Annotated in this window: 25 protein-coding genes; 10 read left to right on the top strand and 15 right to left on the bottom strand. The window is 63.7% G+C overall.

Annotation, left to right across the window (positions count from 1 at the left end; all coding sequences use genetic code 11):
- Positions 1–31 precede the first annotated feature (31 nt).
- Together KEC45_RS03180 and clpS are read left to right on the top strand one after the other, a co-directional pair.
- Complete coding sequence (locus tag KEC45_RS03180) at positions 32–769, top strand: phasin family protein (protein ID WP_062184298.1); 738 nt, start codon at positions 32–34, stop codon at positions 767–769.
- A gap of 196 nt (positions 770–965) precedes the next feature.
- Positions 966–1,331 (top strand): ATP-dependent Clp protease adapter ClpS, encoded by a 366-nt coding sequence (gene clpS / locus KEC45_RS03175; protein ID WP_062184301.1) that lies wholly within the window; start codon positions 966–968, stop codon positions 1,329–1,331.
- A gap of 1 nt (position 1,332) precedes the next feature.
- On the opposite strand, the gene KEC45_RS03170 is transcribed toward clpS, so the two are convergent.
- Complete coding sequence (locus KEC45_RS03170; RefSeq protein WP_238586735.1) at positions 1,333–1,803, bottom strand: helix-turn-helix domain-containing protein; 471 nt, start codon at positions 1,801–1,803, stop codon at positions 1,333–1,335.
- An 87-nt stretch (positions 1,804–1,890) separates the two neighbouring features.
- Here KEC45_RS03170 and KEC45_RS03165 point away from each other — a divergent pair, with 87 nt between their 5' ends.
- Both KEC45_RS03165 and KEC45_RS03160 read left to right on the top strand, forming a co-directional pair.
- Complete coding sequence (locus KEC45_RS03165; RefSeq protein ID WP_062184307.1) at positions 1,891–2,622, top strand: SDR family oxidoreductase; 732 nt, start codon at positions 1,891–1,893, stop codon at positions 2,620–2,622.
- Complete coding sequence (locus tag KEC45_RS03160) at positions 2,616–3,218, top strand: 2-hydroxychromene-2-carboxylate isomerase (protein ID WP_062184310.1); 603 nt, start codon at positions 2,616–2,618, stop codon at positions 3,216–3,218. The genes KEC45_RS03165 and KEC45_RS03160 overlap by 7 nt, the downstream gene beginning before the upstream one ends.
- 9 nt (positions 3,219–3,227) lie before the next feature.
- On the opposite strand, the gene KEC45_RS03155 is transcribed toward KEC45_RS03160, so the two are convergent.
- Positions 3,228–4,148: a DMT family transporter gene (locus tag KEC45_RS03155; RefSeq protein WP_062184313.1), complete on the bottom strand. Its 921-nt coding sequence runs from the start codon at positions 4,146–4,148 to the stop codon at positions 3,228–3,230.
- Positions 4,149–4,208: 60 nt separating this feature from the next.
- On the bottom strand, positions 4,209–5,210 hold the full coding sequence (locus tag KEC45_RS03150) for a DUF3011 domain-containing protein (protein ID WP_062184316.1): 1,002 nt from the start codon (positions 5,208–5,210) through the stop codon (positions 4,209–4,211).
- A 214-nt stretch (positions 5,211–5,424) separates the two neighbouring features.
- On the opposite strand from KEC45_RS03150, the gene KEC45_RS03145 reads away from it, so the two are divergent.
- Complete coding sequence (locus KEC45_RS03145) at positions 5,425–5,886, top strand: hypothetical protein (RefSeq protein WP_062184319.1); 462 nt, start codon at positions 5,425–5,427, stop codon at positions 5,884–5,886.
- A 43-nt stretch (positions 5,887–5,929) separates the two neighbouring features.
- Entirely contained in the window at positions 5,930–7,216 is a 1,287-nt protein-coding gene (gene murA, locus KEC45_RS03140; protein WP_062184322.1) for a UDP-N-acetylglucosamine 1-carboxyvinyltransferase, read from the top strand.
- Here murA and KEC45_RS03135 read toward each other — a convergent pair.
- The 7 genes from KEC45_RS03135 to KEC45_RS03105 all read right to left on the bottom strand — a co-directional run bounded on the left by KEC45_RS03135 (position 7,203) and on the right by KEC45_RS03105 (position 13,818).
- On the bottom strand, positions 7,203–8,471 hold the full coding sequence (locus tag KEC45_RS03135; protein ID WP_252171482.1) for a S9 family peptidase: 1,269 nt from the start codon (positions 8,469–8,471) through the stop codon (positions 7,203–7,205). The two genes, murA and KEC45_RS03135, sit on opposite strands and share 14 nt — an antisense overlap.
- Before the next feature lie 35 nt (positions 8,472–8,506).
- Complete coding sequence (locus KEC45_RS03130) at positions 8,507–9,466, bottom strand: DMT family transporter (RefSeq protein WP_062184328.1); 960 nt, start codon at positions 9,464–9,466, stop codon at positions 8,507–8,509.
- Positions 9,463–10,473 (bottom strand): low specificity L-threonine aldolase, encoded by a 1,011-nt coding sequence (locus tag KEC45_RS03125; protein WP_062184331.1) that lies wholly within the window; start codon positions 10,471–10,473, stop codon positions 9,463–9,465. Before KEC45_RS03125 ends, KEC45_RS03130 begins: the two co-directional genes overlap by 4 nt.
- 41 nt (positions 10,474–10,514) lie before the next feature.
- Positions 10,515–11,291: a hypothetical protein gene (locus KEC45_RS03120; protein ID WP_238586736.1), complete on the bottom strand. Its 777-nt coding sequence runs from the start codon at positions 11,289–11,291 to the stop codon at positions 10,515–10,517.
- Positions 11,292–11,336: 45 nt separating this feature from the next.
- A complete protein-coding gene (locus tag KEC45_RS03115; RefSeq protein WP_062184334.1) occupies positions 11,337–11,807 on the bottom strand; it encodes a hypothetical protein in 471 nt (156 codons plus the stop codon).
- Between the two features lie 42 nt (positions 11,808–11,849).
- The gene (locus KEC45_RS03110; RefSeq protein ID WP_062184337.1) at positions 11,850–13,067 is read right to left on the bottom strand and encodes an argininosuccinate synthase; all 1,218 of its coding nucleotides are present in this window, start codon (positions 13,065–13,067) and stop codon (positions 11,850–11,852) included.
- Positions 13,068–13,266: 199 nt separating this feature from the next.
- Entirely contained in the window at positions 13,267–13,818 is a 552-nt protein-coding gene (locus KEC45_RS03105; RefSeq protein ID WP_062184340.1) for a hypothetical protein, read from the bottom strand.
- 83 nt (positions 13,819–13,901) lie between these two features.
- Here KEC45_RS03105 and KEC45_RS03100 point away from each other — a divergent pair, with 83 nt between their 5' ends.
- Positions 13,902–14,861 carry a YafY family protein gene (locus KEC45_RS03100; protein ID WP_062184343.1) on the top strand — a complete coding sequence of 320 codons (960 nt, stop codon included), beginning with the start codon at positions 13,902–13,904 and terminating at the stop codon, positions 14,859–14,861.
- A 51-nt stretch (positions 14,862–14,912) separates the two neighbouring features.
- Entirely contained in the window at positions 14,913–15,350 is a 438-nt protein-coding gene (locus KEC45_RS03095; protein WP_062184346.1) for a DUF1801 domain-containing protein, read from the top strand.
- A 57-nt stretch (positions 15,351–15,407) separates the two neighbouring features.
- Here the strand turns inward: KEC45_RS03095 and KEC45_RS03090 are convergent, their stop codons facing one another.
- From KEC45_RS03090 to KEC45_RS03080, 3 genes are read right to left on the bottom strand one after another with little or no spacing between them, the layout of a single operon-like run.
- Positions 15,408–15,812 carry a hypothetical protein gene (locus tag KEC45_RS03090; protein WP_062184349.1) on the bottom strand — a complete coding sequence of 135 codons (405 nt, stop codon included), beginning with the start codon at positions 15,810–15,812 and terminating at the stop codon, positions 15,408–15,410.
- Entirely contained in the window at positions 15,788–16,603 is an 816-nt protein-coding gene (locus KEC45_RS03085) for a DUF1295 domain-containing protein (protein ID WP_062184353.1), read from the bottom strand. Before KEC45_RS03085 ends, KEC45_RS03090 begins: the two co-directional genes overlap by 25 nt.
- Positions 16,600–17,232 (bottom strand): lysophospholipid acyltransferase family protein, encoded by a 633-nt coding sequence (locus tag KEC45_RS03080; RefSeq protein ID WP_083435941.1) that lies wholly within the window; start codon positions 17,230–17,232, stop codon positions 16,600–16,602. The genes KEC45_RS03085 and KEC45_RS03080 overlap by 4 nt, the downstream gene beginning before the upstream one ends.
- 129 nt (positions 17,233–17,361) lie before the next feature.
- On the opposite strand from KEC45_RS03080, the gene KEC45_RS03075 reads away from it, so the two are divergent.
- Entirely contained in the window at positions 17,362–18,774 is a 1,413-nt protein-coding gene (locus tag KEC45_RS03075; protein ID WP_252171481.1) for a M20/M25/M40 family metallo-hydrolase, read from the top strand.
- Positions 18,775–18,786: 12 nt separating this feature from the next.
- On the opposite strand, the gene KEC45_RS03070 is transcribed toward KEC45_RS03075, so the two are convergent.
- On the bottom strand, positions 18,787–19,602 hold the full coding sequence (locus KEC45_RS03070; protein WP_062184362.1) for a ferredoxin--NADP reductase: 816 nt from the start codon (positions 19,600–19,602) through the stop codon (positions 18,787–18,789).
- On the bottom strand, positions 19,602–20,063 hold the full coding sequence (locus KEC45_RS03065) for a hypothetical protein (RefSeq protein ID WP_152682458.1): 462 nt from the start codon (positions 20,061–20,063) through the stop codon (positions 19,602–19,604). Before KEC45_RS03065 ends, KEC45_RS03070 begins: the two co-directional genes overlap by 1 nt.
- A 315-nt stretch (positions 20,064–20,378) precedes the next feature.
- Here KEC45_RS03065 and KEC45_RS03060 point away from each other — a divergent pair, with 315 nt between their 5' ends.
- Positions 20,379–21,269, top strand: a complete 891-nt coding sequence (locus tag KEC45_RS03060; RefSeq protein ID WP_062184367.1) for a hypothetical protein — start codon at positions 20,379–20,381, stop codon at positions 21,267–21,269.
- The last annotated feature ends 178 nt before the right edge of the window (positions 21,270–21,447 follow it).

The following is a 21,447-nucleotide window of genomic DNA, read 5'->3' as shown; positions in this document are numbered from 1 at the left end:
TTGTGCAGTGCAACATAAAGGAGTTGTTCCGATGGCTACCAAGATGGATAGTGCCGAAAAGGCTTTCGAAGCCGCAACGCTGGAAACCCCCGCCAAGCCGGCGGCGACTCCTGCGGCCCCGGTTGTTGCTGCTCCGGCAGCCGAAAAGACTGCGGCGCCCGTAAAGACCAAGACCGTCACGGCGAAGGCCAAGCCGGTCCAAAAGAAAGCCGCAAAGCCGGCAGCAAAAAAGGCCGCCCCCAAGGCGGCTGCCAAGACCATTGCCCCAAAGACCAAGGTTGCGCCGAAGCCGGTTGCTGCCGCCACCAAAGGATTCAAGACCATGAACGACACCGTCAAGAAGTTCGCCGACGAAGCGAAGACCCGCGCCGAAGCCCTGACCGCCGACTTCAACGAGAAGGCGAAGGAAGCGATGAGCAAGACCAGCAAGCTCGCTGAAGAAGCCGTCGAATTCAACAAGGCGAACGTCGAAGCGCTCGTCGAAGCCGGGAAGATCGCTGCCAAGGGCATCGAAACCCTGGGCCAGGAAGGCGTGACCTATGCTCGCAAGAGCTTCGAAGACACGACCGCTGCGCTGAAGGGCTACACCGCCGTCAAGACCCCGGCCGACTTCTTCAAGCTCTATGCCGAAAACAGCAAGAAGGCGTTCGACGCCGCTGTTGCGCAGACCTCGAAGACCAGCGAACTCGTCGTCAAGCTGACGAACGACAGCTTCGCGCCGATCTCGAACCGCGTTTCGGTTATCACTTCGAAGATGAAGGCCGCCTAAGCGACTTCACCTTCATTTCGTTGGCGCGGGCACTCTCCCCCTCCCCTCCCGTCTGCGCCGACACCCCAAGGCCGCTCGCTTCCTCCGGGAAGCGGGCGGTACTTGTTTGGGCGCCCCGATCCGGCTGGCGAACAAGAGGTTAAAATCCGCGACCGCACCTCTTGCGCTTCGCCCGCGGCTTGCGATATTCCTGAGCATGATGTTTTCAGTTTCGACCATGCATCCGGTCCGCGCCATGTCGGACAAGGACGACGGCTCGCCCGGCACCCCCGGCGTCGGGATCGCGACACGCACGCGCGCGAAGGCGAAAAAGCCTTCGATGTACAAAGTGCTGCTGCTCAACGACGATTACACGCCGATGGAATTCGTCGTGATGGTGCTCCAGCGTTTCTTCAACATGGATATCGAACAGGCGACGCAGGTAATGCTGCACGTCCATCAGCAGGGCGTCGGCGTGTGCGGCGTGTTCAGCTATGAGGTCGCCGAAACCAAGGTCAATCAGGTGATGGATGCCGCGCGGCAGAACCAGCACCCCCTGCAATGCACGCTGGAAAAAGCCTGACCTAGGCCGTTCGTGCGGCCTGTTCGGCCTTGAGCGCCGACGAAGGCTCGCCTTTCAGATCGCCGTAACCGAGTTCCGCGCCGCACCCCGGACAGATTTTCGCGGTCCCGACGTCAGCACCGCATGTCCGGTGAACATAGCGGATCGCGGGCCCGTCCTGGATTTCCCCCGCGGCATAGGCCCAGCGCTCGGACCAGTTGCGCATCGCGTACAGGACATCGAACAGCGCCTTGCCCTTGTCGGTCAGCCAATAATCATGGCGCAGCGGCCGTTCGCTGTACACGCGACGCTCGGCGACCCCTTCCGCAACGAGCATCTTGAGCCGCGCCGATACCAGTTGCGGTCCCAGCCCTGTGTTCGCCGCGATCAGTTCGAAGCGCCGACGCCCGAACAGCAACTCGCGCAGAATCAACAGCACCGCGCGATCGCCGAGAAGCTCGGCCGACCGGCCGACGGGACATAGGGTATCCAATAAATCCGCGCGTTTGGGCAAAGGTCACCTTTCCTCTTGTCACTATGATTATCATAGTTACTATGCCGCGCAAGAGGAGAGTCGCTCATGCCTAATCCCGCAGCCGTCATCATCGGAGCAGGCGACGCCACCGGCGGCGCCATCGCCCGCGCCTTTGCCGCCGAAGGACTGACGGCCTGCGTCAATCGTCGGACACGCAATGCCGACCAACTCGAAACGCTCGCGCAGTCGATCCGTGACGCGGGCCATCAGGCGCGCGCCTTCCCCGGCGACGCACGCGAAGAAGATGACATGATCGCACTGTTCGACCAGGTCGAAGCCGAGGTCGGCCCGATCGAAGTCGCGGTGTTCAACATCGGCGCGAATGTGAATTTCCCGATCACCGAAACGACGGTCCGCGTTTACACCAAAGTCTGGGAAATGGCGTGCCTCGGCGGTTTCCTGATGGGGCGCGAAGCGGCGAAACGCATGAGCCCACGCGGCCGCGGCACAATCATCTTCACCGGCGCGACCGCGTCCCTGCGCGGCGGATCGGGCTTTTCCGCTTTCTCGGGCGCGAAGGGCGCACTCCGCATGCTCGCCCAATCGATGGCGCGCGAACTGGGGCCGCAGGGCATCCATGTCGCGCACACGGTCATCGACGGCGCGATCGACACCGAATTCATCAAGGGCCGTCACCCCGATTTTGACAATGCCAAGGTGCAGGACCTCATTCTCAATCCGCAAGCCATCGCCGCCAATTATGTGATGCTCCACAAGCAGCCCAAAAGCGCGTGGACGCATGAACTCGACCTCCGCCCCTGGGGAGAAAAATGGTGACCAAGAGCCTCGAACTCATCTTCGATTTCGGCAGCCCCAACGCCTATCTTTGCATGAAGGCGCTGCCCGAACTGCTCGATCGCACCGGCGCCGATCTGGTCATCACGCCCTGCCTGCTGGGCGGCATCTTCAAGGCCACGGGCAACAAGGCGCCGATGATCCAATATGCCGACGCACCCGCAAAGCTGGCCTATGAAAATCTGGAGATGCGGCGCTTCATCGCCAAGCACGGCCTCGTCAAATTCCGCATCAATCCGCATTTCCCGGTGAACACGCTGACGATCATGCGCGGCGCGATCGTCGCCGACGACGAGGATAATCTCGACGATTATGTCGACGCGGTGAACCGCGCGATGTGGGAGGAGGGGCTGAAAATGGACGATCCCGAGGTCATTGCGACCTTCCTCTCGGCAAACGGTTTCGACGGCCCCGCGCTCCTGGCGCGCACGCAGGAACCCGCGATCAAGGCCAAGCTCGTCGCCAATACCGAGGCCGCGGTCGCGCGCGGCGTGTTCGGCATCCCGACCTTCTTCGTCGGCGGCGAGATGTTCTTCGGCAAAGACCGTCTTGCGCAGGTCGAGGAAGCGCTCGCCTAGGGCCTGACCCTAGCCTTGCTCGGCAGGCTGCGGGCGTCCGGCAACCAATATTCCGGCAACGATCAGGGCCAGCCCGGCGACGTGGAAAAGGTGCAGCTTCTCACCAAGGAAAAGCATCGCAAGCCCCGCCCCCATCAGCGGCATCACATTCATATATTGCCCCGTCGCCGCCGAACCGATCAACTCGACCCCGCGATTGAAGAAAAGATAGGCGAGAAACGAGGGAAAGATCGAGACATAGGCGATGGCGAGCGCGCTGCCGGTCGCCGGCACGATCAGCCGTCCCGACCACAGCTCATGCGCGTAAAAGGGTGCGATCACCGCGATACCGACCGCCATCGATGCGGCGAGAAAACTCAGAGGATGGACAGCAGGCCGGCGGCGGAGCAGCACCGAATAGAGTGCCCAGAGCAGCACCGCACCGCCGATGATCGCGTCGCCGATATTGAGCTGCAACCCCCACAGCATCGCCGCGTCACCGCGCGCGATGATCGCCAGCACGCCGGTAAGCGAAATCAGAACGCCCGCGATCTGACGCGGGGTTGTGCGGTCGCCCATCACCAGCGCGCCGACGACCAGCACGAGCGCCGGCAACGCCGATTGAATCAGCATCGAATTAAGCGCCGTCGTGCTTTGCAGGCCCGTGTAGAGCAGGATGTTGAACGACCCGATCGCCAATGCGCCAAGCAGCGCCACGATCTGCCAATTCGCGCGCAGCACCGGCCAGTCGCGTTTGAGGTGCGGCCAGGCAAGCGGAAGCAGCAAGGCGAGCGCGAAAGTCCAGCGCCAGAAGGACAAGGCGGCGGGCGGCACCAGATCGCGTGCCGCACGCCCGACGATCGAATTTCCGGCCCAGCAAAGCGCGGTCACCGTCAGCAGCGGGTAAGCCCGCGACCATAGCGCCGCGGCCGGACCGCCTTCCTTCATCATTCCGCTGCGCTCCGCTTTACTCGAAATTCGCCACCCGAATAGCGGACGCCCCTCCCCTGTCTAGGTAAAGTCGAGTTGGATGATGTCGGTCGGCGTCGCGCGGCAATACATTTCGATCTGCTTCGCGCCGTCAGGATAGGTCGCGGTCATCGCCGCGCGGATGCGCCAGCCGCCATTGCCCTGCTCGAGCGAGATCAGCTTGTCGTACGACAGCCGGGTGCCGCCCGTGATGCCGATCTGGCGGGCCGCATCGTTCATGCAGTTGAGCACCGAAGGCCGCGATGCGCTGGGCAGGCTATTGAGATTGGCGCTGAGCGTCGCCGGCCCCTTCGCCGGATGCGTCGTCGCGCTTTCCTCGGCCGCGCCGTCGGCCTTCTTCTTTTTCTGGCTCGCAAGCAGCGCAAGCAGCCCGCCCGCCACGACGATACCACCGATGATCAGCCCCGTGCTCGGTCCCTTGTCCTTATCCTTCTCGGGCGGGCGGACATTGCGATAGCCATAGCCGAATTCGGCGCGGCACCCCTTGTCGACCCAGATATAGTCGCTGGTGTAACCCCATTGGCGCCCGGCATTGCACTTGCCCGCAATCTTGCGCGTGAGTTCGACGCGATCATTCGTGCGGACGTTGCACTGTTGATAGCTATAGTTCCACGATTCGCAGTTTATCGTGCCTGCATAATCTTCGACAGGTTGCGGAAGCGGCGTCGGATAGCCGCCGTCATTGGCATAGCCATAAGCGAATTCGGCGCGGCAGCCACCCGACACCCATATCTGGTTGGCGGTGAACCCCCAATCGCGGCCCTTCGAACAACGTCCGCCGATGACGCGCTGCAGGTCGACACGATTGCTGGTGCGGACATTGCAACGCTGCATCTGATTGTTCCGCGATTCGCAGCGGATCGTCCCCGCATAACCATCGCCATAGCCGGGGCGCGGTGGCTGGATCTGCGGTCCGCCGGGCGGCGGGTACGGCAGCGTCGTCGCCTGCGGCATCGCAGGAACGGCAAGCTGGCTGGCAATAAAGGTGGCTGTGGTGACGATCGTGACGACATTGTTCCGCATGATCTTAACTCCCCTGTGAAAAGCCGCTTTCCGTTTACGCTGTGCTTGTTCGACCCCACTATCGGCGCGAATAGTTTCATATTTTCACCGCCAACGCCATGAAGAAAGCCGAGCGCCGCCAGCAACAACCTGACCATGCGCGCGGCTTCCCTTATTTCACCACATCGACTATTCTATTCCTTCCCCGGGTCGCACCACAGCAGGGGATCCAATCATGCCTACCTCGATCATCGACGGCCGCATCGAAGCTGCCGACCTCAGGCGCGCCAAGGGTGGCGCGACGATCTTTCGCAGCATTACCTTCCAACAGGATGGCGTCGGCACCCGTACGATCCGCAATGCCGTCGTAAAGGACAATGTCGCGGCCGAACTGGTACCCGGCGCAAGCGGCCGTTTCTATCTCTACAACGCGTTCGACCTGAAGGGCGTCCATGGCGTCCGCACCACGGGTGGCCGCGACGTTTATGGTTTTGCCGGCAACAATCAGAAGATTTTCCTGATCCTCGGCATCTTCAATATCATATGGATCATCTTCACGATCGCGGTGCGCGGCGGCGTCCCATTGCTCGGCGCCGCATTGCTGGTCCTGTCGATCGTCGGCTATATTTTCATGGGCAAGGGGCAGCGCGAGGCACAGGAACAGTTCGATGGCGACGCCGGCTATCGTTCCACATAGCTAGTCCGCTTGCGCGGTCCCGCGCATGCGCTAAAGACAGCCGATGGATCAGATCGTCATTCGCGGCGGCCAGCGACTCAAGGGCCGTATCCCCATCTCCGGCGCCAAGAATGCGGCGCTCACGCTGCTGCCCTGCGCGCTGCTCACCGACGAGCCGTTGACGCTGCGCAACCTGCCGCGGCTCGCCGATGTCGACGGGTTCGGCCACCTGCTCAACCAGCTCGGCTGCTCGACGACGATCGAAGGATCGCGGCCCGAGGATTTCGGCCGCGTGATGACCGCGCGCACGACGACGCTGACCTCGACCGTCGCGCCCTATGACATTGTGCGCAAGATGCGCGCATCGATCCTCGTGCTTGGACCGCTGCTCGCTCGCGCTGGCGAGGCGACGGTGTCGCTGCCCGGCGGCTGCGCGATCGGTAACCGCCCGATCGACCTGCACCTGAAGGCGCTCGAAGCCTTTGGCGCCGAGATCGAACTCGCGTCAGGCTATGTAAAGGCGAGTGCGCCCGGACGCGGACGCTTGCCCGGCGGCAAATTTACCTTCCCCGTCGTTTCGGTCGGCGCGACTGAAAATGCGCTGATGGCCGCGGTGCTCGCCAAGGGCACATGCGTGCTGGAAAATGCGGCGCGCGAGCCAGAGATCGTCGACCTCTGCAACTGCCTCGTCGCGATGGGCGCGCATATCGAGGGTATCGGCACCGAAACCCTGACGATCGAGGGCGTCGACCGGCTGCACGGCGCGACCTATCGCGTGATGGCCGATCGCATCGAGGCGGGTAGCTATGCCTGCGCTGCCGTCATTACCGAAGGCGATGTCGAACTGGTCGGCGCCAAGGCCGACGAGATGGAAGCGACGCTCGCCGCGCTACGACAGGCGGGCGCGACGGTCGAAGAGACCAAGGGTGGCATTCGCGTTGCCATGTCGGGCCGCGCCGAACCCGTCACGCTGTCGACCGCGCCCTATCCAGGCTTCGCGACCGACATGCAGGCGCAGTTCATGGCGATGGCAACGCTCGGCAAGGGCGCGTCGCTGTTCACCGAGACGATCTTCGAAAACCGCTACATGCATGTCCCCGAACTCGCGCGCATGGGCTGCGACATCGACGTGCGCGGCCGCAGCGCTGTGGTGCGCGGCGTCGACCATCTGGTCGGCGCGCCGGTGATGGCGACCGACCTCCGCGCTTCGATGAGCCTGATCATCGCCGGCCTCGCTGCGCAGGGCACGACCGAGGTCAACCGCGTCTATCACCTCGACCGCGGTTACGAGCGGCTGGAGGAAAAGCTGCAGGCGGTCGGCGCCGATATCGAGCGGATCAGCGCCGGGTAAGGCGTTCGGCGCGACCATAGGCGCCGCGCGCGTCGCCCTTGATCCAGTCGCCGAGCAATTTCAGATAGCCGTTGGTGATGCGCGTGACGTCGCGCGATCCGTCGGCGTTCGTGGTGAATTCGAACATGCCATGGTCGGTGTCGGGGAACAGGTAGACATCGACCGGCTTACCCGCTTTCGCCAGCCCGAGCAGCGCGCCGCGCGTCGTTTCGATCGGCGCTTCGCGATCCTCGCCCGCGAGCACCCAGAGCAGCGGCGTATCGAGCTTTCGGAGCGCCGCGACGGCGTCATAGTCCCAGATGAGTTCCAGATTGTCGACGCGCGCGCGGCCGATCCGCTTGAGTTCGTCGTTCGGCATGCGCGCGATGGCGCCGCTATATTCGCCTTCGACCTTCGTCGCCCACGGTTTGTCGCTCATCTCGGCGCGCACGGCGTCGAGCGCGTCATAGCCTGAGCGGAAATCGGACAGCAGCAAGCCTGCGGTCGCTTGCGACAGGCGGCTGACCAGTGCTTCGGCATCCTTGCCCAGCCCCGCCGCGCGAACTTCCGATACCATCTGCTCGCGATCTTCCTCGATCGGCGAGGCGACAAGGCCGAAACCGATGGCGACGAAATCGGCCTTTGTCCGCGTCGCGGCGAGCGGTGCGACCCAGCCGCCCTGGCTGCCGCCGAAAAAGCCTGCGCGTCCAAAGCGCGCCGTCGCCATGCCGCGTGCATGGTCGAGCGCCCTTGCCGCATCCTCGGCGAGCAGCTCGAAATTCTGGGTATATTCGCCCTCGGAACCGCCGGTGCCGCGCTTGTCGTACAGGAAGACCGAAATCCCCTGCGCCGCCATCGCATAGCCATAGACGCCCCCGATCGGCGAAGTGCGTTCGGACCCATGCACCATCACGACAAGCGGCCGCTTGACGTCGGGCGCACCCGGCGGCTCGATCAGCACGCCGTTCATTTTCGTGCCGACGCTATCAAAGGTCGCGGGCGTCTCCCGGAAGGCGATCGGCGTCCACGACTTGCCGTTCACCGTCACATCCTTGGCACCGCACGTCAGCGGAACGCCGGCGTCGCTCGTCGCGCCGCGGCGGCCGTCGCGAAACAAGTAACGCAGCCCCGGCGCCGCCACCGCCGGCGACTTCACCATCACGACGAAGTCGCCGTCGGGCGCGGCATAGGTGCCGGGTGTGCAGGCCGTCTGTGCAAAGGCCGGTGCCGCAGAGAGAGTGGAGAGGAGGGCGACTGCGCCGAGGAGATATTTCATACCGCTGTACTATCCAAACAATACAGCAATGGCAACTAGCTTTCGGGATCGACCGGTACCGACACCATATTGCCGCTGACCGACGGTCGTTCGGGCCGTTTCGCGACCGCGATCACCAGCCCGATCAGCGCGACGATACCGCCCGCAATCGACAGCGTCGCCCAGCGATAGCCCTCGAAAGCGGTCGAAAAGCCCATCGCGATGATCGGGATCAGGACGCTGGACCACGCCGCCTGCCCCGGCCCGACGGCACGGATGATGTTGAAATAAAGCGGGAAGGTCACGGCGCTGGCGATCACGCCAAGATAGAGCACACCGCCGATGTAGGTCGCGGTCGGCTCGATCGTCGGCGGTCCGGTCGTGATCCACGCGTAACTGCCGTCGGCGAGCGCCCCGAAAAGCATTGCCCACGCAATCATTACCACCATCGACTGCGCGCGTGCGATGCGCGTTCCCTGCATGACATTGGCGGTCGACGCGCTCATCACGCCGGCGAGAGTCAGCATGGTGCCCAGCAGCACCTCACCCGCATCCAATGCCGCGGCGCGATATTCGTGGAGGATCATCAGCCCGACGCCGATGATCGCGATGCCCGCGCCGGCAAGGAAACGCCCCTCGAGCGGCGTCTTGAGGAAGGCGCGGCCAAGCAATGTGTTGGGGACGATCAGCAGCGCGAAAAGCACGGCCACCAGGCCCGAGGTGATATGCTGCTCGGCGCGGTAGACGAAATTGAAGTTGAAGGTGAATTGCGCGACACCGAGCGCCACAGCAAAGGCCATCGCCCCCGGCTCAAGCCACAACCGCTCCCGCCGTATGATGGCAAAAGCGAACATCGCGATCGCCGCAACCGCAAAGCGATAGGTCACCGACCAGCTAGGCGGCACGACGCCGAGTTGTCCCGTGATGACGATCCAGGTCGACCCCCAGATCAACGTCACCAGCATGAAGGGCAGCAGCACCCTTGGGCTGAGCAGCGTCGGCTGCTCGCTGCTCACAGCGCGCCGATCGCGGCCGCCAGCGGCGCGACCGCCTCGGCGTCCTGATCCCAACTGACGACAAGGCGCGCCGCGCCTTCGCCCCAGTCATAGAAATCGAACCCGGCAGCGCGCAGTTTCGCGGCTTCCTCGACCGTCAGGCGGACGAACAGCTCGTTCGCCTCGACCGGATACATCAGCCTGCCGCCGCATGCCGCCGCCAGCTTGGCGGCACCGGCGTTGGCGGCACGCGCGTTGGTGAGCCACAGGTCGTTCGCCAGCATCGCGCGGATTTGCGCCGCAACGAAGCGCCCCTTGCTGAGCAAATGGCCGCCGCGTTTCTTGAGTTCGCGCACGCCCGGTCCGCCGCTGCCGCCGAAAAAGACGATCGCTTCGGCCATCATCGCACCATTTTTGGTGAAGCCGAACGACAACGCGTCGACCCCCGCGCGCCAGGTCACATCGGCGGGCGAACAACCCAGAAACGCAACGGCATTGGCAAAGCGCGCGCCGTCCATGTGAAGCTTCATGCCCGCGCCCTTGGCGATCTCGCTGATCTCGCCGACTTCGCCCGCGCGCCACGACAGGCCATATTCGGTCGCGTTGGTGATGCTGATCGCCGCGGGCTGGACCTGATGCACATCCTTCCGGATTCCGGCGATTCTTGTCTTCAGCGCCTGGGCATCGATCTTGGCCCCGCGGCCGGGCAAGGTCATCAGCTTGGCGCCGCCCGAATAGAAGGTCGGCGCGCCGCATTCGTCGACCTCGATATGCGCTTCCTGGTAACAGAGGATACCCTGCCACGGGCGCACGAAATGGGCGAGGATGATGCTGTTCGCCGCGGTTCCGGTGGGGATCCACACGACTTCGCAGTCGGTTTCGAACAGGTCGGAGAATGCGGCATCGAGCGACTGGCTGAGCGCGTCGCCGTCATAGGCTGTGTCGACATGATTGGCAGCCGCCAGCGCCTCCATCACCACGGGATGAACGGTTGCGGCATTATCGGAGAAGAAACGGGTCGCAGTCATGCACCGCGCCTTAGCGCAGGTGCGGGCCGCTTGCTAACCCCTCATTTCTGTTGCGCTTCGCCGGATACGTCTGCGGCTTCGTCGGGCGTCGATCCGCGGGCGAGACTAGCGCCGCCAGCAACGCCAAGGCCGCCCGCCATACCCATTCCGCCGCCACCCCCGCCACCGCGTCCACCGCCCCCGCCGGCCCCGCCGCGCGCCTCGTTGCTGCGGCCGCCGGCCTTGCCGCCGCCGCTCGACGGGCGTGTCGGGCCTTGGGCGGGGATGACGACGTCGGCCGGAACCGGATCCAGATCGAGCGCTTTGCGGATGAAGTCGCGCAGTTCGACCACAAGGTCGTGGACATGCACCGGTCGCCCCTCGGCAAGTTCCTGCGCCGCGCGGCTGGCAAGCCGTACCTGCGCCTCGGTGCCGAGCAGGATGATGTCGGAGAGCGCGGCCTCGACAGCGTCGCGAATGCGGCGCGGCCGGTCCGATTCGCCGGGCGCATCGTCATCCGGCGCGGCCTCGTCCGACAGGTCGACGGCCAGTTCGGCGCCGCTCGCCTGACGCTTGATGTCGCGCAGATGGCGCGGGTCGACCATCAGATCGCCGGTAAACGAGCCACCGAGCGTCTTGTATGCCGCCATCAATGTGCGGAGTCGCTCGTTGATCTGGCGATTCATCCGTTCGCGGCGCTGCTGGATCGTCATCATGACCATCAGCCGGATACCGACGCCGATCAGCGTCACCAGCGCGAGGCCCAGCAGCGTCGTCCCGACGCTTTGCCATGATGAAAAATCGAAGAAGCGCATGTCGGCGATTGTGCCGACGATCACCCGTTCGCGCCACCGATTTTCCGTACGGCGCGGCGGCGTCCAAAATCAGATGCCAAGACCATCCGAACAATCGAGCGCCGAAGCGAGCTTGCCGCGAAAACCGGAGGTGTCCGATCCCGTATCGACGAGCACCGCGTCGCCCGCATCGAGCCGCTCATGAAGCGCGATCGTCAGCGAATCCTCGCTGAACAGATCGCCGACGAAGCGGTTGTGCGCCACGAAGCGAAGACGCTGCGGCGAGGATTCGATCACCACCGCGCGCCATGCGGGGCCATAGCTCGACTTAGCCCACAGTTTCGCGCCCACGGGCAGCGCACGCGTCGGCTTGCCCGTCACGACCGCCACATTGATCATCGTGCGGTCGGCGTCGTTGAACGCCTGACGAATCTCGATCGAGCCAGTGCCGAAGCGTGCGACACATTCGCCCGCGGTGCGGTTCACATAGCCGAGGTCGGCATAGGAGGCGTCGTTGAACGCGGGCGTCAGGCTGGCGGCCGCCAGCAAAAGCGAGAACATGGACCAAGGCTCCTGTCGAAGTCGGGCCCGTGCCCGGCCGCTTTATTGACCCTGTTTTGCCAGCAATTTCAAGCGCAAGGCGTTCAATTTGATGAAGCCTGCCGCATCCTTTTGGTCGTAAGCGCCGGCGTCGTCCTCGAAGGTCACATGGCGTTCGCTGTAGAGGCTGAGCGGCGACTTGCGCCCGACGACGCTGGCATTGCCCTTGTAGAGCTTGAGGCGGACGGTGCCGGTGACATTCGTCTGGCTGTGATCGATCGCCGCCTGCAGCATCTCGCGCTCGGGCGCGAACCAGAAGCCGTTGTAGATGAGCTCGGCATATTTCGGCATCAGCTCGTCTTTCAGGTGCGCCGCGCCGCGATCGAGCGTGATGCTTTCGATGCCGCGGTGCGCACGCGCATAGATTTCGCCGCCGGGCGTTTCGTACATGCCGCGCGACTTCATGCCGACGAAGCGGTTTTCGACGAGATCGAGGCGGCCGATGCCGTGCTTGCGGCCAAGATCGTTGAGCGCTGCGAGCAGCGTCGCGGGCGACATCGCCTGCCCGTTCAGCGCGACGCCGTCGCCGCGTTCGAAATCGATCGTGATATATTCGGGCGCGTCAGGCGCGTCTTCCGGATTCACCGTGCGCGAATAGACATAGTCGGGGGTCTCTTCCCACGGATCCTCGAGCACCTTGCCTTCCGACGAGGTGTGCAGAAGATTGGCGTCGGTCGAAAACGGGCTTTCGCCGCGCTTGTCCTTCGGCACCGGGATCTGATTCTTCTCGGCAAAGTCGATCAGCGCGGTGCGGCTGGTCAGGTCCCATTCGCGCCAGGGGGCGATGACCTTGATGTCGGGGTTGAGCGCATAGGCCGAAAGTTCGAAGCGCACCTGGTCGTTGCCCTTGCCCGTCGCGCCATGCGCGACCGCATCGGCACCGGTTTCCTTGGCGATCTCGATCAGACGCTTCGAAATCAGCGGGCGGGCGATCGAGGTGCCGAGGAGGTAATCGCCCTCGTAGCGCGCATTGGCGCGCATCATCGGGAAGACGAAATCGCGGACGAATTCTTCGCGCACATCGTCGATATAGATATGCTCGGGCTTTACGCCCATCAGTTCGGCCTTGGCGCGCGCAGGCTCGATCTCTTCACCCTGCCCCAGGTCGGCGGTGAAGGTCACCACTTCGCAGCCATAGGTGACCTGCAGCCACTTCAGAATGACGCTGGTATCGAGGCCGCCCGAATAGGCGAGGACGACGCGCTTGAAGGACTCGGACATTTTGACACCTTTGGCGAGGGAAGGACGCGGGCGCGGCTAGCAGGCCAGCCTTGATCGCGCAATGCATGTGTATTGGCATACATGCACCGCGCCCCCGCGAAAGCAGGGGCCCATCTCCCATCGCCGCGAAGCAAATCAACGACCGCGTTCAGTCCTTAGTGTCGGTGCAGGCCACCTGCCTTCGCAGGGGCGCGGCATCTTATGAAACGCGCGTCCAATCCATGAACCAGCTATCGTCCCACGTCTTGCCGCCGTCGCGCGAAGTCCCCTGGAACCCGCGGCAGCTTTTCGGGGTGATCCGGTCCCATACGCCGCGATAGAGTTCGGGCCCCTCCGCACCCTCGCCTTCGGACAGAAAGGTGCCGGCGCCATCCTCGAATACGCCGAGTTGGCCGGGCACCGCGACGACGCCCGACTTGGCGTTGACCCAATGGTCGGACCAGATCTTCTTTTCGACATCGAGCAGGCGGAGCCCCATTCCCGAAAAGCCGCGCGCGGGGATGCGCAGTTCCTCGACGCTGGCGATGCCCCCGAGGATGCCGACGACGGTCGCTTCGCCGGGGAATTCGATCCACTTTTCGCCTTCGCGGAATTTATTATGGATGCGCCATTCGCCGGTGAGGAAATCGAAATCGCCGGGCTTGCCGACGGGGGCTGGATTGATCGCAGCGGATACCGCGGCGGGAATGACAGTGGACATAAGGGCTCCTGCGCTAAGGGCGATGACGGTGCGGCGGTCGATATTGGCCATGGGGTCCCTCCCTCGGTGACCAGCCCCTGCTACGCCCGCTATCCTGACATTCTCTGTCAGTTATTTTCTGCTACAGCGAAAAAATGCGCGCGAGCCGCCTCCTCTCGATCCTGATCCTGTTGCAACTGCGCCAGCGGCTGACGGCGGCCGATCTTGCCGCCGAGTTCGAGGTGTCCGAACGGACCATCTATCGCGACATCGATGCCCTGTCGGCGGCGGGGGTGCCGGTATATGGCGATCGCGGCCCAGGGGGCGGTTTCCAGTTGCTCGACGGCTATCACACGCGGCTGACGGGACTGTCGGCGGAAGAGGCCGAGGTGGCGACGATGATCGGCCTGCCCGGTCCCGCCGCCGAACTGGGACTTGGCGCGGCGACGAGCGCGGCGCGCGGCAAGTTGCTTGCTGCGATTCCGGGTGGCGGCGGGGCGGTCGCCGACCGGATGGCGGCGCGGTTTCACCTCGATCCGGCGGGCTGGTACCGAAGCCGCGAAAGCCTGCCGTCGCTGCCGACGATCGCGCGCGCCGTGTTCGACCAGCGCCTGCTCGCGATGCGATATGACAGCTGGCAGGGGCTGCGTGACTGGACGGTCGAACCGCTCGGCCTCGTGCTAAAGGCCGGCGTTTGGTATCTCGCGGCGCGCGGCGCGGGAAAGATCCGCGTCTTTCGCGTCTCGAACATTTTCGATCCCAAAGCGGACGAGGCGACGTTCGAATGGCCGAAGGATTTCCGGCTGCCGGCATGGTGGCAAGGCGAACAGGCGCGTTTCGAGGCCGAACTTTTTGCCACCGCCGCGACCGTTCGCGCATCGCCCGAAGGTTGCAAGCGGCTGGCTCAGCAATCGCCGCGCGGCGCGGATGCAGTGGCGACGGCAGGCGCACCCGATGAACGCGGCTGGCGCGAAATGACGTTGATGGTCGAGGATAGCGACCATGGCGCGCGCGAGATGATTGCGCTGGGCGCCGAGGTCGAAGTGGTGGTACCCGACAGCTTTCGTGCGCGCATCGGCACGCTGGCGCAGGCGATTGCGGTCATGCACGGCTGATTGCTTCGCGCCGTGGGCGCGCTATTCTCATCTCACGGCGGGAGAGAGGCGATGGGCAAGGATGAGATCAAGACCAAGGCGACCGAAGTGAGCGTCGCCGACTTCATTGCCGCCGTCCCCGACAGCCGGCGGCGCGACGAGGCAGCCGTGATCGACGCGATGCACCGCCGCGTCACCGGCCTCGAGCCCAGGATGTGGGGGCCGTCGATCATCGGTTATGGCAGTTACGACTATCTCTATGACAGCGGCCGGTCGGGGACGATGTGCCGCGCGGGCTTTTCGCCGCGCAAGGCTGCGATGACGCTTTATCTGATGGGCCATTACGAGAAGCGCCAGCCCGAGGCCGATGCCCTGCTCGCCAAGCTTGGCAAATATAAGAATGGCAAGTCCTGCCTCTACATCAACAAGCTTGCCGACGTCGATCTGGACGTGCTCGAAAAGCTGGTCGTGCTGAGCTGGGACGTCATGAACGAACGTTATCCGGGCTGATCGAATTCCACGTCGACGAGACGAGGATGGAGGGAGTCGCTCCCACGCGAAACCAGCCTATCGCTCCTCCCAAAAATCGAACACCGCCTGCTGCTGCTCGCGAATGAAGCGCGCCGCCGCGGCCCCCTCCCACGGTCCATCATAGCCGAGCAACAGCGCGGTCCCGCCGACCCACCAGCCTTGGCCGGGCAGACGGTCGCTCTCGCGCACCACCAGCACCGCCAGATCGGGTTCGCCGTCCAGCGCGCTGAGGCGGTCGACTTCCTCCAGCGTCCGGCACACCGCGCGCATCTTGGGCCGCGTGAAACGGAAGCCGAGGTCGCCCAGCAATTCGGAATAGCTGACGCTTCGCCCTGCGCGCGCAGCGGCAATCAGGATCGCGCGAATGCGCGGCGCGTCGCCCAGCGCCGACACATCGGCCGGGCTTTCCTCGCCGCCTAAGCCCCGGTCTTTGGCGGCCACGGAATGAATCCGGAAGTGCGCGCGACATAAGCGGCATAGTCGGGCCGCGTCTTGTGCAGCCCCTTTTCGAGCAGGGCCTTGCCCGACCATTTGGTGAGGGTGAAGGTCAGGAAGACAGGGCCGATCAAGCTCGCGAGCGCGGGCGCCCAGCCGATGTCGGCGACCACCAGCCAGATGCCCCACCAGGTCAGCGCGTCGCCGAAATAATTGGGGTGGCGCGTATAACGCCACAGACCGGTGTCGAGCACCTTGCCCTTGTTCGCCGGATTCTTGCGAAATGCGTCGAGCTGCGCATCGCCGATGCTCTCGAATGCGATCCCGGCGAGCGCCGCGGCGGCGCCTGCCCATCCAAGGATGCCGATGTCCTGCGGACCGAGCGCACTCGCCCAGATGCCAAGCTGTGCAGGCAGGCAGGTGACGAACAGCAACGGCGCCTGGGTCAGGAAAACCATGATCAATGCGGTCTTCGCCCAGCTCCATTTTCGTTTTTCGCCCGTGTAAGCGAGGATTTTCTTGTAGCGCGGATCTTCGCCATGGCCCGCCCAGCGGATCGTCAGATGGATCGCAAGCCGCAGACCCCAGAGCGTGGTCAGACCCAGCAGCAGCTTCGCATGCGGTGCCTCGACACCGACCTGCCAGGCGGTGCCCCATGCGAGCAGCACCATGCCGAACGCCCAGAAGGCGTCGATGAACGACACATCGCGGATCACGACCGAAATGCCCCACAGGACCAGAATTACGCCGAGCAACCCCGCGAAATTGGTCGCCAACAGCAAAAGGGCATCGATCATGCGCGCATATCCGGTTCCTCGTCGACACCGACTATATCATCGATCGACTGGACCGCGCGCTCGGGAAATTTGGGAATGCAATTTTTATAGGTTTCCAACACCTTCAGCATGTCGGCGCGAAAATCGCCGGTGGGCCAGATCAGCGGGCCGAGCCCACCCGTCTTCTTGCTGTAATCCATGAAGCCGACGACCAGCGGTACCTTCGCCGCAAGTGCAATCTGATAGAATCCGGTGCGCCATTTCTTCGTCTTGCCGCGCGTCCCTTCGGGCGCGACGGTCAGGATGAATTCGGTGCGGCGCGCGAACTCGCCTACCATCTGCTGCACGACGTTGGTGCCGCCGCGACGGTCGACCGCAATGCCGCCCATCTGTTTCATGAAGCCGGCGAGCGGCCAGCGGAACAGCGACAATTTGCCCATGAAATGCGGCTTGATACCCAAGTCGCCGGCAACGCCGAGGAAATTGACGAAGTCCCAATTGCTCGTATGCGGCGCGGCGATCAGCACGAAGCGGCGCGGTTCGGGCACGCTCCCGACCGCTGTCCAACCGCGCATCCGGTACAGCAAAAGCAATAATCGGCGCACGCCGCGCGCCACCAACCCCGGCGGGTGGTCATCTAGTCTCGTCACGCTGGCTCCTGTCCCCCACGGACACCCGATTGCGCGAAAGCCCTTCGCGGCGCAAGAGGCTGCGCATCGCGGCTTGCAGTCGCGCGGCCTTTCTGCTCCCTTCGGCGCAATCAAATGGGGGAAATAATGATGAAAAGACTGTCCGCGCTGCTGGCGTCCACCTTGTTCGTCGCGGCGCCCGCGATCGCCGCCGATGCGGCGCCGCGGCCTGATCAGCTCGCCTTCCGCGATCTCTATAAGGAGCTTGTGGAGACGAACACGACGCTGTCATCGGGCAGTTGCACGCTCGCCGCCGAACGCATGGCGGCGCGGCTCAAGGCGGCGGGCATCCCCGACAGCCAACTCACCCTTTTTGCGACACCCGAAAATCCCAAGGAAGGCGGCCTCGTCGCCGTCTATCCGGGGACCTCGAAAACCGCGAAGCCGATCCTGCTCGTCGCGCATATCGACGTGGTCGAGGCGAAACGCGCCGACTGGGAACGCGACCCCTTCGTCATGGTCGAGGAAAATGGCTATTTCTATGGCCGCGGCACCGCCGACGACAAGGCGCAGGCCGCGGTGTGGGTCGACACGCTGATCCGTTTCCAGCAGGCCGGATACAAGCCGAAGCGCGCGGTCAAGGTCGCGCTGACCTGCGGCGAGGAAACCAATGGCGCGTTCAACGGGGTCGAATGGCTCGCCGCGAACAAGCGCGACCTGATCGACGCCGAATTTGCGCTCAACGAAGGCGGCGGCGGCGACAGCGACGGCAAGGGCAAGGTCCTCGGCCAGTCGGTGCAGGTCGGCGAAAAGACCTTCGCCAATTTCCGCCTCGAAACGCGCAACCCCGGCGGCCATAGTTCGGCGCCCGTGCCCGACAATGCGATCTATGAACTTGCGCGCGCGCTGACGAAGATCGGCGATTATGACTTCCCGGTCGAAATGACCGACACGACCCGGCGCTTCTTTGCCGAGGCGGGCGCGGCACGCGGCGACGAGACGGGCGGGGCGATGGTCGCGCTCGCGAAGAACCCCGCCGACAAGGCGGCCGAGGCGATCGTGAACAAGGACCCATTCCTGCATAGCAATCTGCGCACGACCTGCGTCGCGACGCTGCTCGACGGCGGCCATGCGCCGAACGCGCTGCCGCAGCGCGCGGGCGCGAACATCAATTGCCGCATCTTTCCGGGCCACAGCATCGAATCGATCAAGGACGAGCTCGCAAAGGTCATCGGCGACCCGGGTGTCGCGATCACCCAGCTAGCCCCGAAACGCCCCGCCCCGCCCGCGCCGCCGCTCGACCCCAAGATCATCGGACCGATGCAGAAGCTTGTCGACAAATATTGGCCGGGACTGAAGGTCATCCCGTCGATGGCGAACGGCTATACCGATGCGACCTTCCTCGGCGCCGCCGGCATCCCCACCTATGGGATACCCGGCATGTGGGGCGATCCCGACGGCAACGGCGCCCACGGCCTCAACGAACGAATGGAAGTCAAATCGGTCTATGTCGGACGCGACTATATGTTCGATCTGGTAAAGGCCTACGCCGACAAGCCCTGACGGGATTTGGCCCTAACCGACGAACGCGCGCTCGATGACGAAATCGCCGGGCGCGGCGTTCGATCCTTCCTTGAAGCCCAGCCCCTCGAAACGGGCCTGCAGGTCGCGGATCATCGCCATGCTGCCGCACATCATGATGCGGTCGGTCGCCGGATCGAATTCGGTCGGGCCGGTCAACGGATGACCGAAGAGCGAACCATCGTCGATCAGCGCATCGATGCGGCCCGTCGTGCGGAACGGCTGGCGGGTCACCGTGGGCAGATAGTGGAACTGGAGCAGCGCCTGGTCCTGCACCAGCGGATCGCCCGCAAGCTGACTTTCGAGTTCGTCGCGGAAGGCGAGGTCGCTGACCTGCCGCACGCAATGGACGATCACGATCTGGTTGAAGCGCTCATAAATGTCGGGATCGCGCGCAAGGCTTAGGAAGGGTGCGAGCCCCGTCCCGGTCGAGAGCATGAACAAACGCCGGCCGGGGGTCAGCGCATCGGCGACGAGCGTCCCCGTCGGCTTGCGGCCGAGATAGACCGGATCGCCGGGCTGAATCAGTTGGAGCCGCGAGGTAAGCGGGCCGTCGGGCACCTTGATCGACAGGAATTCGAGCTCGTCGGCATAGGCGGGGCTGGCGATCGAATAAGCGCGCAGCAGCGGGCGGCCCTCGCCCGGCAGGCCGATCATCACGAACTCGCCCGAGCGGAAGCGGAAGCTCGGCGGACGCGTGATCGTGAAGCTGAACAGATGCTCGTTCCAATGGCGCACCGACCTTACTTCCTCGACGGTCAACGAGGCGGAGGGGGCCAGCTTGGCGGCTTCGGCAATACGGTCACTCATCACTTTGAACTTTCCTGATGCGTCATGGAGCCGGCCGCGAGGGCCGGCATATCGAATCCCGCCGCGAGCAGCCGGTCGACCGCCGCGCCCATCGCCTTTGCGATCGGGCCGACGCTGTCTCCCTCGGCCATCAAGGCCAACGTCGCGCGGGCATTTGCGGCATCCCCAAGCGAAAAATCGCGCCAGAGTCCAAGCAGAATTGCTTCATCCTCTGAAATCTGGAGGCAGGGCATCGGTGCGAGCACCAGCGTTTCGACCGCGTCACCGCCGAGCAGCGCCATCGCGATATGGAAATCGGGAAGCGCCCCGGCGGCATCGACCGCCGCAAAACCGCGAAACAGCATCTGCGGCGGACATTGCCCCCGCTCCGCCGCTGAAACCCACCCGCGCATCGCCCAGAGCAGGAAACGACCGCCATTGCAGAGGTTTTCCACCGGCCGGTCGACAAAGGCGTACATCATATCCCTTTCCAGCGCGCACGACATGCCGCTGGCGGGCTTATATGTTATTGCGAGTCATTTGCAATTCAGATTTTCTTTGCGCCATGATTTTCGACAGCAAGAAACATCGCCCCGGGTCGCTGCCAAAATCCGCTTGCACGAACATTTCTAATCGGGCATTAATTTTCCTATTGGATAATTTGTTGCAGATGGGGATCATTCATGAAAAGCGCGAAGCGTCTGACTATTGCCGTGGCGGCCTTGACGATGGCTGCGCCCGTGGCGGCACAGGAAGCTCCGCGGTCGTTTCAGGGGCTCTCGCTATTGGGAGAGCCCATGTATACGGACGACGTCAATCCGACCAATGTCACCGATACCCAGACGCTGCTCTGGGCTGTCGCCGACGCAAAGGCTGCGGCAGAGCGCGAACCGACGATCGACAATATAGTCTGGTATGGCCGCATGCTCGGTTACCAGACGCTGGGCCGGGAAGCGGTTGCGGTGTTCACCGAAGGGCTCAAACGCTATCCGAACTCTGCCAAGCTCCTGCGCCACCGGGCGCACCGTTATTTCAATCTTCGCGAGTTCGATCTCTCGATCGCTGACGGTCTGAAGGCGGCGGCGCTATATGAAGGCCAGCCGCTGGAGCGCGAAAAGCTGGGGCCCAGCCAGTTTCCCGGCACGCCGGACATCGTCCAATTCTATCTATATTATCATCTCGGCGGCGCCTATTTCGCAAAGCGCGACTATCGGAATGCCGAAAAATGGTTCGACAGAGCCTATCAACTGATCCTGTTGACCGGAAACCCTCAGGACATCGCTGCCCCGCTATATTGGCGATATCTTGCGTTGATGAAGCTCGATCACACGATCGAGGCGGACGAATTGCTCGCACGGTATAAGTTCAGGGCCGAGGATCTATCGCCGACAGGCGAAGGGCCGTTCTATTTCAACGCCATTCAACTCTTTCGTGGAAATCGGTTTACCGAGGATTACTACACCGAAAGGGATTCAGGCCGGCCGTTCGGCGGAGCGGATGGCGCGAAATCCTCGTCGAGCTACACATTGGCCATGTACTGGCTGATGCGCGGCGAGAGGGAGAAGGCCAAACCCTGGCTTGCCCGCGCGATCGACATCAAGACTTGGGCCTATTTTCCGCGCATTCAGGCCGAGGTGGAATGGAAAAACCTTTATGGCGATGAAAAGCCTGTCGTGACTGTGCCTTGAATGATGAAGGGCGGATAACGACCGGGAGCTGCCCTCTCCATATCGTCACCCCGGACTTGATCCGGGGTCCCGCTTGAAGTCGAAGTCGGTGAGTGCGTCAAAAAGCGGGATCCCGGGTCAAGCCCGGGATGACGAAGTGGGGTGACGCAACGTCCGCTCTCCACCTCATATCCGCCGT

The sequence above is a fragment of the Sphingopyxis sp. USTB-05 genome (genome assembly GCF_023822045.1).
Taxonomy (GTDB): domain Bacteria; phylum Pseudomonadota; class Alphaproteobacteria; order Sphingomonadales; family Sphingomonadaceae; genus Sphingopyxis.
This window is presented reverse-complemented; position numbering and strand designations above follow the sequence as displayed.

Excerpts from the sequence above, each read along its gene's own strand:
- KEC45_RS03085 (WP_062184353.1), bottom strand. The coding sequence starts at position 16,603 with ATGATCGATGCCCTTTTGCTGTTGGCGACCAATTTCGCGGGGTTGCTC.
- clpS (WP_062184301.1), top strand. The coding sequence starts at position 966 with ATGATGTTTTCAGTTTCGACCATGCATCCGGTCCGCGCCATGTCGGAC.
- KEC45_RS03150 (WP_062184316.1), bottom strand. The coding sequence starts at position 5,210 with ATGCGGAACAATGTCGTCACGATCGTCACCACAGCCACCTTTATTGCC.
- KEC45_RS03165 (WP_062184307.1), top strand. The coding sequence starts at position 1,891 with ATGCCTAATCCCGCAGCCGTCATCATCGGAGCAGGCGACGCCACCGGC.
- KEC45_RS03065 (WP_152682458.1), bottom strand. The coding sequence starts at position 20,063 with ATGATGTACGCCTTTGTCGACCGGCCGGTGGAAAACCTCTGCAATGGC.
- KEC45_RS03155 (WP_062184313.1), bottom strand. The coding sequence starts at position 4,148 with ATGATGAAGGAAGGCGGTCCGGCCGCGGCGCTATGGTCGCGGGCTTAC.
- KEC45_RS03070 (WP_062184362.1), bottom strand. The coding sequence starts at position 19,602 with ATGAGTGACCGTATTGCCGAAGCCGCCAAGCTGGCCCCCTCCGCCTCG.
- KEC45_RS03125 (WP_062184331.1), bottom strand. The coding sequence starts at position 10,473 with ATGACTGCGACCCGTTTCTTCTCCGATAATGCCGCAACCGTTCATCCC.
- KEC45_RS03160 (WP_062184310.1), top strand. The coding sequence starts at position 2,616 with ATGGTGACCAAGAGCCTCGAACTCATCTTCGATTTCGGCAGCCCCAAC.
- KEC45_RS03110 (WP_062184337.1), bottom strand. The coding sequence starts at position 13,067 with ATGTCCGAGTCCTTCAAGCGCGTCGTCCTCGCCTATTCGGGCGGCCTC.
- KEC45_RS03135 (WP_252171482.1), bottom strand. The coding sequence starts at position 8,471 with ATGAAATATCTCCTCGGCGCAGTCGCCCTCCTCTCCACTCTCTCTGCG.
- KEC45_RS03075 (WP_252171481.1), top strand. The coding sequence starts at position 17,362 with ATGAAAAGACTGTCCGCGCTGCTGGCGTCCACCTTGTTCGTCGCGGCG.
- KEC45_RS03060 (WP_062184367.1), top strand. The coding sequence starts at position 20,379 with ATGTATACGGACGACGTCAATCCGACCAATGTCACCGATACCCAGACG.
- KEC45_RS03145 (WP_062184319.1), top strand. The coding sequence starts at position 5,425 with ATGCCTACCTCGATCATCGACGGCCGCATCGAAGCTGCCGACCTCAGG.
- KEC45_RS03100 (WP_062184343.1), top strand. The coding sequence starts at position 13,902 with ATGCGCGCGAGCCGCCTCCTCTCGATCCTGATCCTGTTGCAACTGCGC.
- KEC45_RS03115 (WP_062184334.1), bottom strand. The coding sequence starts at position 11,807 with ATGTTCTCGCTTTTGCTGGCGGCCGCCAGCCTGACGCCCGCGTTCAAC.
- KEC45_RS03180 (WP_062184298.1), top strand. The coding sequence starts at position 32 with ATGGCTACCAAGATGGATAGTGCCGAAAAGGCTTTCGAAGCCGCAACG.
- KEC45_RS03095 (WP_062184346.1), top strand. The coding sequence starts at position 14,913 with ATGGGCAAGGATGAGATCAAGACCAAGGCGACCGAAGTGAGCGTCGCC.
- KEC45_RS03105 (WP_062184340.1), bottom strand. The coding sequence starts at position 13,818 with ATGGCCAATATCGACCGCCGCACCGTCATCGCCCTTAGCGCAGGAGCC.
- murA (WP_062184322.1), top strand. The coding sequence starts at position 5,930 with ATGGATCAGATCGTCATTCGCGGCGGCCAGCGACTCAAGGGCCGTATC.